Origin of the sequence: Kosakonia sp., assembly GCF_032104925.1 — a bacterium.
In the GTDB taxonomy this organism is placed as follows: Bacteria; Pseudomonadota; Gammaproteobacteria; order Enterobacterales; family Enterobacteriaceae; genus Kosakonia.
The window spans coordinates 15,035-29,178 of record NZ_DAMCGF010000021.1 but is presented as its reverse complement, the minus strand read 5'-3'; the positions used below and the strand labels follow the sequence as shown (position 1 = coordinate 29,178).

The following is a 14,144-nucleotide window of genomic DNA, read 5'->3' as shown; positions in this document are numbered from 1 at the left end:
TATATTACGCTTTCCTCTTTCAGAGTCAACCCTGATTTTCAGGATTTTTTCTCTTCAACCGAACCGGCTGTTTGTGTGAAGTGATTCACATCCGCTGTGTCGATGGAGGCGCATTATAGGGAGTTATCCGCCCCCCGCAATAGAAAAATGACATAAAAATGACTGACTGCTGCATTCCACAGCAAAACCCGCCTTTATACCCATTTACACACAGACTTATCCACAACCCGGCAAAAGTACAAAAATTCGCGAGCGCTACGCAAACGTTTTCGTTACAATGCCCGCGCAAAAAACATGAGCCCTCGCTGGGGCATTAGCTAAGTTTTAGGATCAATAAAGATCCTAATATTTAGCTAACGCTCTCTGTTAAAGACAAATCCAGGGGATTTACCATGCAACAACGTCGTCCAGTCCGCCGCGCTTTGCTCAGTGTTTCTGACAAGGCCGGTATTGTCGAATTCGCACAGGCGCTCTCTCAGCGTGGCGTAGAACTGCTCTCTACCGGCGGCACCGCGCGTCTGCTGGCGGAAAAAGGTCTGCCAGTGACTGAAGTTTCCGACTACACCGGTTTTCCGGAAATGATGGATGGACGCGTGAAAACCCTGCATCCAAAAGTACACGGCGGCATTCTGGGTCGTCGCGGGCAGGATGACGCAATCATGGCAGAACATGCAATTGCGCCGATCGATATGGTGGTCGTTAACCTTTATCCATTCGCCGAGACCGTCGCGCGTGAAGGTTGCTCACTGGAAGATGCGGTAGAGAATATTGATATCGGCGGTCCGACTATGGTGCGCTCCGCCGCGAAGAACCATAAAGATGTCGCTATCGTTGTAAAGAGCAGCGACTACAGCGCCATTATTAATGAAATGGATGCCAACGAAGGTTCACTTCTGCTTGCCACCCGCTTCGACCTGGCGATTAAAGCGTTTGAACACACCGCGGCGTACGACAGCATGATTGCCAACTACTTCGGCAGCCTGGTTCCGGCCTATCACGGCGAAAGCAAAGAACCCGCCGGCCGCTTCCCGCGTACCCTGAATCTGAACTTCATTAAGAAGCAGGATATGCGCTACGGCGAAAACAGCCACCAGCAAGCCGCCTTCTATATAGAAGAAGAGATCAAAGAGGCCTCCGTTGCCACCACGCAGCAGCTGCAAGGCAAAGCGCTCTCCTATAACAATATTGCCGACACCGATGCGGCGCTGGAGTGCGTGAAAGAGTTCAGCGAACCGGCGTGTGTGATTGTGAAACACGCCAATCCTTGCGGCGTTGCGGTTAGCGGTTCAATTCTGGAGGCTTACGATCGCGCTTATAAAACCGATCCAACCTCCGCATTCGGCGGCATCATCGCTTTTAACCGTGAGCTGGACGCTGAAACCGCCCAGGCGATCATTTCTCGCCAGTTTGTTGAAGTGATCATCGCCCCGTCCGCCAGCGAAGAGGCGCTGAAAATTACCGCCGCTAAGCAGAATGTCCGCGTACTGGTCTGCGGCGAGTGGACGCAGCGTGTTCCGGGCCTTGATTTCAAACGCGTCAACGGCGGTCTGCTGGTCCAGGACAGAGATCTCGGCATGGTAAGCGCAAGTGAACTGCGCGTTGTCAGCAAACGCCAACCGACCGAGCAGGAGCTGCGTGATGCGCTGTTCTGCTGGAAAGTGGCGAAATTCGTGAAATCCAACGCCATTGTCTACGCGAAAGAAAACATGACCATCGGCATTGGCGCAGGCCAGATGAGCCGCGTCTATTCGGCGAAAATCGCCGGGATCAAAGCCGGTGACGAAGGGCTGGAAGTGAAAGGTTCCGCCATGGCTTCTGACGCGTTCTTCCCGTTCCGCGACGGCATTGATGCCGCCGCCGCTGTTGGCGTGACCTGCGTTATTCAGCCTGGCGGTTCCATCCGCGATGACGAAGTCATTGCCGCCGCCGACGAACACGGCATTGCGATGATTTTCACCGACATGCGTCACTTCCGCCATTAATCCACGGAGCAGACAATGAAAGTATTAGTAATTGGCAACGGCGGGCGCGAACACGCGCTGGCATGGAAAGCCGCGCAGTCACCGCTGGTTGATACCGTTTTTGTCGCACCGGGTAACGCCGGTACGGCACTGGAACCGACGCTGCAAAACGTCGCGATTGGCGCAACCGACATCCCGGCGCTGCTGAGCTTTGCGCAGAACGAGAAGATCGATCTGACTATCGTTGGCCCGGAAGCACCGCTGGTAATCGGCGTGGTCGACGCGTTTCGCGCGGCCGGTCTGAAGATTTTTGGCCCAACGCAGGGTGCCGCGCAGCTAGAAGGCTCCAAAGCATTCACCAAAGACTTCCTCGCGCGCCACAATATTCCGACCGCCGAGTACCAGAATTTTACCGACATCGAGCCTGCGCTGGCTTACCTGCGTGAGAAAGGCGCGCCTATCGTGATCAAGGCCGATGGTCTGGCGGCGGGCAAAGGCGTGATCGTCGCTATGACGCTCGAAGAAGCCGAAGCAGCGGTTCACGATATGCTGGCAGGCAATGCTTTTGGCGACGCGGGCCACCGCATTGTGATTGAAGAGTTTCTCGATGGTGAAGAAGCCAGCTTTATCGTGATGGTTGACGGCGAACACGTGCTGCCAATGGCCACCAGCCAGGATCACAAACGCGTCGGGGATGGCGATACCGGCCCGAATACCGGCGGTATGGGAGCTTATTCGCCTGCGCCAGTGGTGACGGATGAAGTGCATCAGCGCACCATGGAACGCGTCATATGGCCAACCGTGCGCGGCATGGCGGCGGAAGGCAACACCTACACCGGTTTCCTGTATGCCGGGCTGATGATCGATAAGCAGGGCAACCCGAAAGTTATCGAGTTCAACTGCCGCTTTGGCGATCCGGAAACACAGCCAATTATGCTGCGCATGCAGTCTGACCTGGTGGAGCTGTGCCTGGCCGCGTGTGAAGGCAAGCTGGATGAGAAAACCTCAGAGTGGGATAGTCGCGCATCGCTGGGCGTTGTGGTTGCAGCCGGTGGTTATCCGGGCAACTACCGCAATGGCGATGTCATCCACGGTTTGCCGCTGGAAGAAGTGGCTGACGGTAAAGTGTTCCACGCAGGCACCAAACTCTCTGCCGACGACCAGGTGCTGACCAACGGCGGGCGCGTGCTGTGCGTTACCGCGCTGGGTAACACCGTCGCCGAAGCGCAGCAGCGCGCGTATGCCTTAATGACCGATATTCACTGGGATGGCAGCTTCAGCCGCCGGGATATTGGTTACCGCGCCATTGCGCGCGAGCAAGGCAAGTAACTCTCGCCCTTTCACCCTCTCTCCACCGGGGAGAGGGTTTTCAGAAATTCTTTTCCGTCGGCTGCCAGCGGCAGAAATCAGAATTCGCCACCAGCAATAGCTGCGCGCCTTCCGGCGCTTCCAGCCATGCGACGCTTACCGCAACCGCAGAGCGGTTCTGACGCTGCTCAATACGGTTTAAGGCGTAATCATCCAGATCGGGTTTCACGGTCTGCCCTTCACAGGTCTGTACCGTATGGTTGGCCTGCCAGCGCCCCTGACGCAGGATCACCCGCCCCTGACGCAGCGCGTCACTGGTCTGGCGGATCTGCTCTGCCCGGTAGCGATACAGCGCGACCTGGTCGCTGGAAAGTTGCTGTTTCTGCCCGTCGACCTCACGCTGCATAAAGCTCAGCTCGCCGCGATCGTCAAAACGGACGCGAATATGCTCCGGCGGTTTACCGTAAACATTGAGTTCAATGAGAGTTAACGTATCGCCCTGCCAGCGGTATTCGCTAAGCGATGTATTCCCGCGGTGCCACGGGCTAAATGCGGCGAGCAAGTGCGTCTCACCGTCTGAATCTTTACGCCAGATCCGCACTGCGCCCTGATCGCCGGCAAACCCGCTGGCGGTAAAAGGCGGTAAGGAGGAGTCATGGCTGCAGGCTGTCAGTAACAGCGCTGCGCCCGCCAACAACAGCGGGCGACGCCAGAATGACAAAAGGGGCGAAACCGCCCCTTCGACAAAACTGTTCACTGCCACGCGGTCTTACTTAACTGCGTCTTTCAGTGCTTTACCAGAAACAAATGCCGGCACGTTAGCTGCGGCGATTTTGATTTCTTTACCGGTCTGCGGGTTGCGGCCAGTACGCTCAGCGCGGTGGTTCACTTTGAAGGTACCGAAACCAACCAGTTGTACCGCATCACCTGCTTTCAGAGACTCAGTAACGGCAGCCAGGGTGGATTCCAGTGCAGCTTTCGCTTGCGCTTTAGACAGATCAGCCTTGTCTGCAATTACATCAATCAGTTGAGTCTTGTTCATAAGTTATCCTTTCAATGTGTTTATCGCTTGCTAAGCATCGAGTGCGACGGAAATGCCTCAAAAGCACTCTCCTGCATACACGCACCGATAGCCACTTATTTTCGCCCCCCAAATGTAGACCAGACGAGGGTATTAAGGGAAGCCTTCAGGCACGACAAAACAGGCGTTAAATCACGTTTTATTGTCTCATTGCTGCAAATTTATACCGATATTGCTCTCGCCGACCTCACGCAGGTCTGCGCGCAGCCCTTTAATCAGCTCAATATCGCGTTCTTCGCAGGCTGCCAGAAGGCGGAAAATCTCCCACTGAATATCCCATTCTTGCTCAACAGCCGGGTTTTCCCGCAGCTCTTCGTCGGTCATTTCACGTCCCTGCTGGGTCATTTCCAGCATCGCAACGGTAGTGATCGACGTTTTACTGACCTCGATTGCATGCTCCAGCGTTTCACCGCTCAGGCGCGAATGAATCAGTTCACTGAGCGCCACGCAGGCATCAATGGCCGGGTAAACACCGTACAGATCGTAGTCATCCGCCGCCGGAATCGCCTCTTCCAGTTTCTCCAGCTGGCTGTCGAAGTTCACTTTCGCGTCTTTGACGATCTGCGTTTCCCACACCAGGTCAAGGATCCGCCGGTAAAGCTGCGCGTCGCCAAACTCTGTCTGCTGGCAGAACATGGCGTAATTGGGGTACATACGCTCGCACAGGCAAGCCATAAAGACGACGTGCTGCCAGCTTTCCAGCTTTTCCAGACGCAGGTGAATTGGGTTTTGTAACATGATCGTTTCTCAAAATCGGTAATGCGCGGCAGTTTACCTGATATCGCGCTGAATTGCCTGCCAACGCGTAAACGCGGGCCGTCCGGATGCCACCGCGTCCGCCCAGCGCGTCGGTTCCGGTAACCGGTAGCCTTTCATGCAACGCTGCACCCACGCGAGCGCGCTATCCTGGCTGACACGATGCCCGGTGGTGACAAACAACGGATTACAGCGCGCCTTGCTGCGCCACACCCAGGCGAGCTTCTCACCTTTATCTATCAACGGGGAGAGCGCACCCGGCTCGTCCGCCAGCGGTTCGAACTTGCCACACAGCCGCTTTTTCGCCACGCCAATAGTAGGTACATCGACCAGCAAACCAAAATGGCTGGCAACACCGAGACGGCGCGGATGGGAAATACCGTGGCCATCGACAAACAGCAAATCGGGTTTTTGCGACAGCTGCTCCCACGCCGCCAGCAGCGCCGGGTATTCACGAAAAGAAAGGAAACCAGGGATATAAGGCATGGTGGTGGCGATACGCGCCACCTGATATTCAATCAGCTCCAGCGAAGGCCAGGAGAGCAGCACCATCGCCGCTCGCGTCACTTCTCCACCCTGCTCAAAACCGACATCGGCCCCGCCGATCAATGTGGGCGGATCTTTATCCAGACGATCCTCACGGATCACCGAAGAAGCCAGTTCAAGTTGTTGTGCGCGTAGTGACGCGAGATCCATACTCTCTCCTTACTGATGCCAGGAGGCCGACAGGCGGTGCACCGCCTCGACAAATACTCCTGCATGTTCCGGCGGGACATCCTGATGAATGCCGTGACCGAGGTTAAACACATGACCTTCGCCTTTGCCGAAGCCCGCGAGAATCGTCGCGACCTCTTCTTCAATGCGCGCAGGCGGCGCGTAAAGCATAGACGGGTCCATATTGCCTTGCAGCGCAACTTTATGACCAACGCGACGGCGTGCATCGGCAATATCGGTTGTCCAGTCGAGGCCCAGCGCATCACAGCCTGTTTCTGCCATTGCTTCCAGCCACTGCCCGCCGCCTTTGGTGAATAACGTCACCGGCACGCGGCGGCCTTCGTTTTCACGCAGCAAGCCATCGACAATTTTATGCATGTAGTAGAGCGAGAATTGCTGATAATCGCGCCCGGTCAACACACCGCCCCAGGTGTCGAAAATCATCACTGACTGTGCGCCCGCGCGGATCTGCGCGTTGAGGTACAGCGTGACGCTCTGCGCCAGCTTATCCAGTAGCGCATGCAGCGTGTGCGGCTCGGCGTACATCATTTTTTTAATCAGGGTAAACGCTTTGCTGCTGCCGCCTTCCACCATATAAGTCGCCAGTGTCCACGGGCTACCGGAAAAACCGATCAGCGGCACTTCACCTTTCAGCTCACGGCGAATGGTGCGCACGGCGTTCATCACGTAGCCCAGCTCGTTTTCCGGGTCTGGCACCGGCAGCTTATCAACATCCGCTTTGCAGGTGATGGGCGAGGTAAAACGCGGCCCTTCCCCGGCTTCGAAATAGAGGCCAAGCCCCATCGCATCTGGCACGGTAAGGATGTCGGAGAAAAGAATAGCCGCATCAAGCGGGTAGCGGCGCAGCGGCTGTAAGGTCACTTCGCAGGCCAGCTCGGCGTTTTTGCACAGCGACATAAAATCGCCTGCTTGCGCGCGGGTCGCTTTATATTCCGGTAAATAGCGGCCTGCCTGGCGCATCATCCACACCGGGGTCATATCTACTGGCTGGCGCTGAAGCGCGCGCAGGTAACGATCGTTTTTCAGTTCGGTCATTGTCAGTTCCTCAAGCGTCAGGCCGCCAGTATATACACCTTATTCGTCGTCTGCCCGACACATCGCCACCGTATCCTCGATAAGGCGGCGCGCAACCGTACCCGGAGGCGGTAACAGCGGCAAGTTGTCATAGCGATACCAGCCCGCATCCAGTAACTCTTTCGGATCAATGCGGATTTCGCCGCTGTCATATTCCGCCATAAATGCGGTCATCAGCGATTGTGGAAACGGCCACGGTTGCGAGGTGACATAACGCAAATTCCTCACTTTGATGCCGCTCTCTTCCATCACTTCACGCGCCACCGCCTGTTCAAGGGTTTCGCCCACTTCGACGAAACCGGCGAGCACCGTGTAAATGCCATTGCGATGGCGCGTGTGCTGCGCCAGCAAAATGCTGTCATCACGGCGAATGGCGACAATGATGCAAGGGGCGATTTGCGGGTAATAGCGCTCGCGGCAGTGATCGCACAGCATTGCCCATTCGGTTTTACTGGGGTGCATGGTGTGCCCGCAGTAGCCGCAAAACTGGTGTGAACGATAAAATTCCGCCAGTTGCACGCCACGGCCCGCCAGTTGAAAAAGCCCCACATCTTGATCGATAAGCAGACGCACGGATCCCATATCCTGGCGACGATTCTGGCGGATCATCCATACCGCTTCGCCCTGCCACTCGCCAATGTGAAGCGCGCTCTGCCCCACAAGATCGAAATTTCCTGCCTTGCCGTGTGGTAATTCCCCGCCGGGCATCCATAATTTTTGTTCATGGCTGACGATCCACCAGCCCTGATCGTGTGCTTCAATAATACGTACCATTTGGTGCACTACCTTCGCTTTACTGGCATGTTATTAACATTATTATTACATCGTTTTGATCTTACATATTTGCGGAGCCATTTATGCTAAACCAGTTAGAAAGCCTGACAGAGCGCGTTGGAGGAAGTAACAAACTTGTCGACCATTGGCTGCAAGCACGTAAGCAACTGCTTGTTTCTTATTACAATCTGGTTGGCATTAAACCTGGCAAAGGATCCTACATGCAGCTTAACGAAAAAGCGCTGGACGATTTTTGCCACAACCTGGTGGAATACCTTTCCGCAGGTCACTTCAATATTTATGAACGCATCATTAGCGAATTGGAAGGGAGCAGCCCACTTTTAGCGGCGACGCAGCTTTACCCAATGCTTGAAGCGAATACTGTAGAAATCATGAACTATTACGACTCCAGCCTGGAAAACGCCATTGATGACGATAACTGTCTGGAGTTCCAGCAAGCGCTCTCCGATATCGGCGAAGCGCTGGCCGCCCGCTTTACCCTTGAAGACAAGTTAATCGTGCTGGCCTTTGATAACAACATCAAAGAGAGCGCCAACGACGAAAGCGGTGTCGCGCGACCGGCTTGAGTTCTTAAACATTAACGCGTAATTTAAAAAGCAGTCCCCGTCTTCGGACGGGTTTTTCTTGTCGGAGTGCCTATATTTCCACAACATCATTCGCGATGCGTCGAGACGGCAAGTTCGTGAATCCCCGGCAGCTTACATCAAGTAAGTGACCGTGGTGAGCGAACGCAGCCAACACAGGGCAGCGTGAAGGATGAAGGGGAAAAGGCTGAGACCGTTAATTCGGGATCCGCGGAACCTGATCAGGTTAAAACCTGCGAAGGGAACAAGAGTAATCCATTTACGTCAACCACCCTCACGGGCGGTTTGCTGCCATTACTCCATCCGTCGTCTGACAAGCCATATCCTTTACATTCTGGAATGAGCTATGTCTGCAAAACTTACACGCCGTGAACAACGCGCCCAGGCGCAACACTTCATCGACACACTGGAAGGCACCGCTTTCCCCAACTCGCGCCGCATCTACATCACCGGTTCGCAACCCGATATCCGCATTCCGATGCGCGAAATCCAGCTGAGCCCGACGCTTACCGGCGGCACAAAAGAACACCCGCAGTTTGAAGAGAATGAAGCGGTGCCGGTGTACGATACCTCGGGCCCGTATGGCGATCCGGATATTGCGATTGATGTCCAGCAAGGGCTGGCGAAACTGCGCGCACCGTGGATTGCCGCCCGTGATGACAGCGAAACACTGGAACAGCGCAGCTCTGTCTATACCAACGAACGGCTGGCCGATGATGGCCTCGACGAACTGCGTTTTAGCGGTTTACTGACGCCGCGCCGCGCGAAACCCGGCCAGCGCGTCACGCAACTGCACTATGCGCGCAAAGGCATCGTCACGCCGGAGATGGAGTTTATCGCCATTCGCGAAAACATGGGCCGCGAGCGCATTCGCAGCGAAGTGTTGCGTAAGCAGCATCCGGGCGAAGGTTTTGGCGCGCGCCTGCCGGAAAACATCACCCCGGAATTTGTGCGCGATGAAGTCGCCGCCGGGCGGGCGATTATCCCGGCAAATATTAACCATCCGGAATCGGAGCCAATGATCATTGGTCGCAACTTCCTGGTGAAGGTGAACGCCAATATCGGTAATTCGGCGGTGACTTCCTCGATCGAAGAAGAGGTGGAAAAGCTGGTCTGGTCGACGCGCTGGGGCGCGGACACGGTCATGGATTTATCCACCGGGCGTTATATCCACGAAACCCGGGAATGGATCCTGCGTAACAGCCCGGTGCCGATCGGTACAGTGCCGATCTACCAGGCACTGGAGAAGGTTAACGGGATCGCCGAAGATCTGACCTGGGAAGCGTTTCGCGACACCCTGCTGGAACAGGCGGAGCAAGGGGTGGACTATTTCACCATCCACGCGGGCGTGCTGCTGCGCTATGTGCCAATGACCGCGCAGCGCCTGACCGGCATTGTCTCGCGCGGTGGCTCGATTATGGCGAAATGGTGCCTCTCCCATCATCAGGAAAACTTCCTCTACACCCATTTTCGCGAGATCTGCGAAATCTGCGCCGCTTATGACGTTTCGCTATCGCTGGGCGATGGCTTGCGCCCAGGCTCCATTCAGGACGCCAACGACGAAGCGCAGTTTGCCGAGCTGCATACGCTTGGCGAACTGACCAAAATCGCCTGGGAGTATGACGTTCAGGTGATGATTGAAGGCCCGGGGCATGTACCAATGCAGATGATCCGCCGCAATATGACCGAAGAACTGGAGCACTGCCACGAAGCGCCATTCTATACGCTGGGGCCGCTAACCACCGATATCGCGCCGGGCTATGACCACTTCACCTCCGGTATTGGCGCGGCGATGATTGGCTGGTTTGGCTGCGCGATGCTCTGTTATGTCACGCCAAAAGAGCACCTTGGCTTACCCAATAAAGAGGACGTTAAACAGGGGCTGATTACCTACAAAATCGCCGCTCACGCCGCTGACCTGGCCAAAGGCCACCCTGGCGCGCAGATCCGCGACAACGCCATGTCGAAAGCGCGTTTTGAGTTCCGCTGGGAGGATCAATTCAACCTCGCGCTCGACCCGTTTACCGCGCGCGCCTACCACGATGAAACGCTGCCGCAGGAATCCGGCAAAGTGGCGCACTTCTGCTCCATGTGCGGGCCGAAATTCTGTTCGATGAAAATCTCGCAAGAGGTGCGTGACTACGCGGCAACCCAGGCGATTGAAGTCGGTATGGCGGATAAATCCAGCGACTTCCGCGCACGCGGCGGTGAGATCTACCTGAAGAGGGAGGAAGCCTGATGTATCAGCCCGATTTCCCACCGGTGCCCTTCCGCCTCGGCCTTTACCCGGTGGTCGACAGCGTCGACTGGATTGCCCGTTTACTGGATGCGGGCGTGCGCACGCTGCAACTGCGCATCAAGGATAAACGCGACGAGGACGTTGAAGCGGATGTGATGGCAGCCATCGCGCTTGGCCGTCGCGTTAATGCGCGGCTGTTTATTAACGATTACTGGCGACTGGCGCTCAAACACCAGGCTTACGGTGTGCATCTTGGTCAGGAAGATCTGGAAACGACCGACTTAAGCGCCATTCGCGCGGCAGGTTTGCGCCTTGGCGTCTCCACCCATGACGATATGGAAATCGACGTGGCGCTGGCGGCCCGCCCCTCTTACATCGCGCTGGGCCATGTCTTTCCCACGCAAACCAAACAGATGCCTTCTGCGCCGCAGGGACTGGAACAGCTGGCGCGTCACGTTGCACGGCTGAAAGATTATCCAACCGTTGCTATTGGCGGTATCAGCCTTGCGCGTGCGCCGGATGTGTTGGCAACCGGCGTGGGCAGTATTGCGGTGGTCAGCGCCATCACACGGGCGGATAACTGGCAACAGGCAACCCAGCAATTACTGCAACTGGCGGGGGTGGGCGATGAATGATCGTGACTTTATGCGCTACAGCCGCCAGATCCTGCTGGAGGATATCGCGGTTACCGGTCAGCAAAAATTACTCGCCAGCCGGGTATTAATTATCGGCCTCGGCGGTCTTGGCGCACCGGCGGCGGTCTACCTTGCGGGCGCAGGGATCGGCACGCTGGTGCTGGCGGATGACGACGCCGTACACCTGAGCAACTTGCAGCGGCAGATTTTATTTACCACCGATGATATCAACCAGCCAAAAACCCAGGTCACCGCGCAGCGCCTGCACAGATTAAACCCGGATATCGAGCTGATTACGCTCCAGCAGCGCTTGAGCGGTGAGGCGTTGCACCAGCAAGTTCAGCAGGCCGATGTGGTGCTCGACTGTAGCGACAACATGCTGACACGCCAGGCGATCAACGCTGCCTGCGTAGCGCTGGAGACACCGCTTATCACCGCCAGCGCAGTCGGTTTTGGCGGCCAGTTGATGGTGCTGACGCCGCCCTGGCAGCAGGGCTGCTACCGCTGTTTATGGCCGGACGACAGCGAGCCAGAACGCAACTGTCGCACCGCCGGTATTGTTGGCCCGGTGGTGGGCATTATGGGTGCCATGCAGGCGCTGGAAGCCATTAAATTGTTGAACGGGCTGCACACCACCAGCGGTGAGCTGCGCCTGTTCGACGCGCGCACCAATCTTTGGCGCACGCTGGCGCTGCACGCTTCCCGCCAGTGCCCGGTTTGTGGAGGGCGACATGCAGATACGCTTCAATGACGAATCGATGAACTGCGTCGCCGGGCTTTCCGTCGCCACCCTGCTTGAGCAACTCAATCAGCTCAAACCGGGTGTCGCGCTGGCCGTTAATCAACAGATCCTGCCGCGTGAGCAGTGGGAAAACCATCTTGTGCAGGACGGCGATCACATCCTGCTGTTTCAGGTTATCGCAGGGGGCTGAGATGTTACGTATTGCAGAAAAAGAGTTCACTTCACGGCTGTTTACCGGCACCGGCAAGTTCGCCACGCCGCAACTGATGGTCGATGCGATTCATGCGTCGGGCAGCGAACTGGTAACGCTGGCGATGAAGCGCGTCGACCTGCGCCAGCGTACCGATATGCTGTTGCAACCCTTGCTGGATGCGGGTGTGGCGTTGCTGCCTAACACCTCCGGGGCGAAAAACGCCGAAGAGGCCATTTTCGCCGCCCAACTGGCACGGGAAGCACTCGGCACGCACTGGCTAAAACTGGAAATTCATCCGGATGCCCGCTGGCTGCTGCCCGATCCGATTGAAACCTTGCGCGCGGCGGAAAAACTGGTGCAGATAGGTTTTGTGGTTCTGCCCTATTGCGGTGCCGATCCGGTGCTGTGTAAACGGCTTGAAGAGGTAGGCTGCGCGGCAATCATGCCGCTGGGCGCACCGATCGGCTCCAACCAGGGGCTGGAAACCCGCGCCATGCTGGAGATTATTATCGAGCAGGCGAATGTGCCAGTGGTGGTCGATGCCGGGATCGGCGCGCCCAGCCACGCGGCGCAGGCGCTGGAGATGGGGGCTGACGCGGTGCTGGTCAATACCGCGATCGCGGTCGCCGACGACCCGGTCAACATGGCGCGCGCTTTTCGCCTGGCTGTCGAGGCCGGAACACTGGCCCGCCAGGCCGTACCAGGCGCCCGCCAGCGTTACGCGCAAGCCACTAGCCCGCTCACCGGTTTCCTGGAGGAAACATTATGAGCACCTTCACCGACCGCTGGCGGCAACTGGACTGGGACGATATCCGCCTACGCATCCACAGCAAAACCGCCGCCGATGTTGAACGCGCACTCAATGCCCGGCAACTGACGCGCCACGATATGATGGCACTGCTCTCCCCCGCCGCCGCCGGTTTTCTTGAACCGATGGCACAGCAAGCGCAGCGGCTCACGCGCCAGCGTTTTGGCAACACCGTCAGTTTTTATGTTCCGCTTTATCTCTCTAACCTTTGCGCCAATGACTGCACCTATTGCGGGTTTTCGATGAGCAATCACCTGAAGCGCAAAACGCTGGATGAGCAGGAGATTGCGCGTGAATGCGCCGCCATACGCGAACTGGGGTTTGAGCATCTGTTGCTGGTCACCGGTGAGCATCAGGGCAAAGTCGGGATGGACTACTTTCGCCGCCATATGCCGGCGATCCGCCGCCAGTTCGCCTCGTTGCAAATGGAAGTGCAGCCGCTTTCCGAGCCGGAGTACACCGAGCTGAAAACCCTTGGTCTTGATGGCGTAATGGTCTACCAGGAGACGTACCACGAAAGCCAGTATGCACGTCACCATCTGCGCGGTAAAAAACAGGACTTCTTCTGGCGGCTGGAGACGCCGGACAGGCTGGGCCGCGCGGGTATCGACAAGATTGGTCTCGGCGCGTTAATGGGCCTGTCCGACAGCTGGCGAGTGGATTGCTATATGGTTGCCGAACATTTGCTGTGGCTACAACAGCGCTACTGGAAAAGCCGTTATTCCATCTCCTTCCCCCGCCTGCGCCCTTGCGCGGGCGGCGTGGAGCCTGCGTCAGTGATGGATGAGCGGCAACTGGTGCAAACCATTTGCGCGTTTCGCCTGCTGGCACCGGACACGGAGTTGTCGCTATCCACGCGCGAATCACCGCACTTTCGCGATCACGTTATTCCGCTGGCGATTAATAACGTAAGCGCGTTTTCCAAAACGCAGCCGGGCGGCTATGCCGACAATCACCCGGAGCTGGAGCAATTTTCGCCCCATGATGAGCGCCGCCCGCAGGACGTTGCCGATGCGCTGATCGCCCGTGGGCTGCAACCGGTATGGAAAGACTGGGATAGCTGGCTGGGACGTGCGCCGCAAAAAAGCCGCAACGCGCAGATAACGGGTTAATACTTTCCCGGCCTGCTACGTAAAAGCAAAATCGGGCGATGGTGGCTTGTCGCCCGAACCTTCATGCTTGCGCTGTCAGGTTATGAGACTGACCGGAGCGGGCGCTCTTCCTCTCTTCCGC

The 14,144-nt window shown here is 56.9% G+C and carries 15 protein-coding genes and 1 riboswitch; of the genes, 9 read left to right on the top strand and 6 right to left on the bottom strand.

The genetic code is table 11. The annotated features are described in order from the left end of the window. Positions 1-392 precede the first annotated feature (392 nt). Both purH and purD read left to right on the top strand, forming a co-directional pair. The gene (purH, locus tag RT644_RS23590; protein ID WP_313628378.1) at positions 393-1,982 is read left to right on the top strand and encodes a bifunctional phosphoribosylaminoimidazolecarboxamide formyltransferase/IMP cyclohydrolase; all 1,590 of its coding nucleotides are present in this window, start codon (positions 393-395) and stop codon (positions 1,980-1,982) included. Positions 1,983-1,997: 15 nt separating this feature from the next. Next, complete coding sequence (purD, locus tag RT644_RS23585) at positions 1,998-3,290, top strand: phosphoribosylamine--glycine ligase (RefSeq protein ID WP_045514721.1); 1,293 nt, start codon at positions 1,998-2,000, stop codon at positions 3,288-3,290. 40 nt (positions 3,291-3,330) lie between these two features. On the opposite strand, the gene RT644_RS23580 is transcribed toward purD, so the two are convergent. The 6 genes from RT644_RS23580 to nudC form a co-directional block, all read right to left on the bottom strand. Beyond that, positions 3,331-4,026 carry a DUF1481 domain-containing protein gene (locus RT644_RS23580; RefSeq protein ID WP_313628380.1) on the bottom strand — a complete coding sequence of 232 codons (696 nt, stop codon included), beginning with the start codon at positions 4,024-4,026 and terminating at the stop codon, positions 3,331-3,333. A gap of 12 nt (positions 4,027-4,038) precedes the next feature. Then, positions 4,039-4,311, bottom strand: a complete 273-nt coding sequence (hupA, locus tag RT644_RS23575; protein WP_017460010.1) for a nucleoid-associated protein HU-alpha — start codon at positions 4,309-4,311, stop codon at positions 4,039-4,041. 186 nt (positions 4,312-4,497) lie between these two features. Further along, positions 4,498-5,088: a YjaG family protein gene (locus tag RT644_RS23570; RefSeq protein ID WP_020456071.1), complete on the bottom strand. Its 591-nt coding sequence runs from the start codon at positions 5,086-5,088 to the stop codon at positions 4,498-4,500. Between the two features lie 33 nt (positions 5,089-5,121). Continuing rightward, positions 5,122-5,802, bottom strand: coding sequence for a deoxyribonuclease V (gene nfi / locus RT644_RS23565; protein WP_160271371.1), 681 nt, complete (start codon positions 5,800-5,802; stop codon positions 5,122-5,124). Between the two features lie 9 nt (positions 5,803-5,811). Beyond that, positions 5,812-6,876 (bottom strand): uroporphyrinogen decarboxylase, encoded by a 1,065-nt coding sequence (gene hemE, locus RT644_RS23560; protein WP_086868583.1) that lies wholly within the window; start codon positions 6,874-6,876, stop codon positions 5,812-5,814. A 39-nt stretch (positions 6,877-6,915) separates the two neighbouring features. Further along, a complete protein-coding gene (gene nudC / locus RT644_RS23555) occupies positions 6,916-7,689 on the bottom strand; it encodes an NAD(+) diphosphatase (RefSeq protein ID WP_020456068.1) in 774 nt (257 codons plus the stop codon). 83 nt (positions 7,690-7,772) lie between these two features. Between nudC and RT644_RS23550 the strand changes: the two genes are divergently transcribed. The 7 genes from RT644_RS23550 (at position 7,773) to thiH (ending at position 14,023) form a co-directional block, all read left to right on the top strand. Continuing rightward, positions 7,773-8,276, top strand: a complete 504-nt coding sequence (locus RT644_RS23550) for an Rsd/AlgQ family anti-sigma factor (RefSeq protein ID WP_020456067.1) — start codon at positions 7,773-7,775, stop codon at positions 8,274-8,276. Positions 8,277-8,328: 52 nt separating this feature from the next. Further along, a riboswitch (TPP riboswitch) is annotated at positions 8,329-8,555 on the top strand. Between the two features lie 85 nt (positions 8,556-8,640). Beyond that, the gene (thiC, locus tag RT644_RS23545) at positions 8,641-10,533 is read left to right on the top strand and encodes a phosphomethylpyrimidine synthase ThiC (RefSeq protein ID WP_045514595.1); all 1,893 of its coding nucleotides are present in this window, start codon (positions 8,641-8,643) and stop codon (positions 10,531-10,533) included. Continuing rightward, entirely contained in the window at positions 10,533-11,168 is a 636-nt protein-coding gene (gene thiE / locus RT644_RS23540; RefSeq protein ID WP_313628372.1) for a thiamine phosphate synthase, read from the top strand. Before thiC ends, thiE begins: the two co-directional genes overlap by 1 nt. After that, positions 11,161-11,919, top strand: a complete 759-nt coding sequence (locus tag RT644_RS23535; protein WP_045514608.1) for a HesA/MoeB/ThiF family protein — start codon at positions 11,161-11,163, stop codon at positions 11,917-11,919. Before thiE ends, RT644_RS23535 begins: the two co-directional genes overlap by 8 nt. Then, on the top strand, positions 11,900-12,100 hold the full coding sequence (gene thiS, locus RT644_RS23530; RefSeq protein ID WP_017460019.1) for a sulfur carrier protein ThiS: 201 nt from the start codon (positions 11,900-11,902) through the stop codon (positions 12,098-12,100). The genes RT644_RS23535 and thiS overlap by 20 nt, the downstream gene beginning before the upstream one ends. 1 nt (position 12,101) lies before the next feature. Continuing rightward, a complete protein-coding gene (thiG, locus tag RT644_RS23525) occupies positions 12,102-12,872 on the top strand; it encodes a thiazole synthase (protein ID WP_313628369.1) in 771 nt (256 codons plus the stop codon). Beyond that, entirely contained in the window at positions 12,869-14,023 is a 1,155-nt protein-coding gene (gene thiH / locus RT644_RS23520; protein WP_313628367.1) for a 2-iminoacetate synthase ThiH, read from the top strand. Before thiG ends, thiH begins: the two co-directional genes overlap by 4 nt. Positions 14,024-14,144 lie beyond the last annotated feature (121 nt).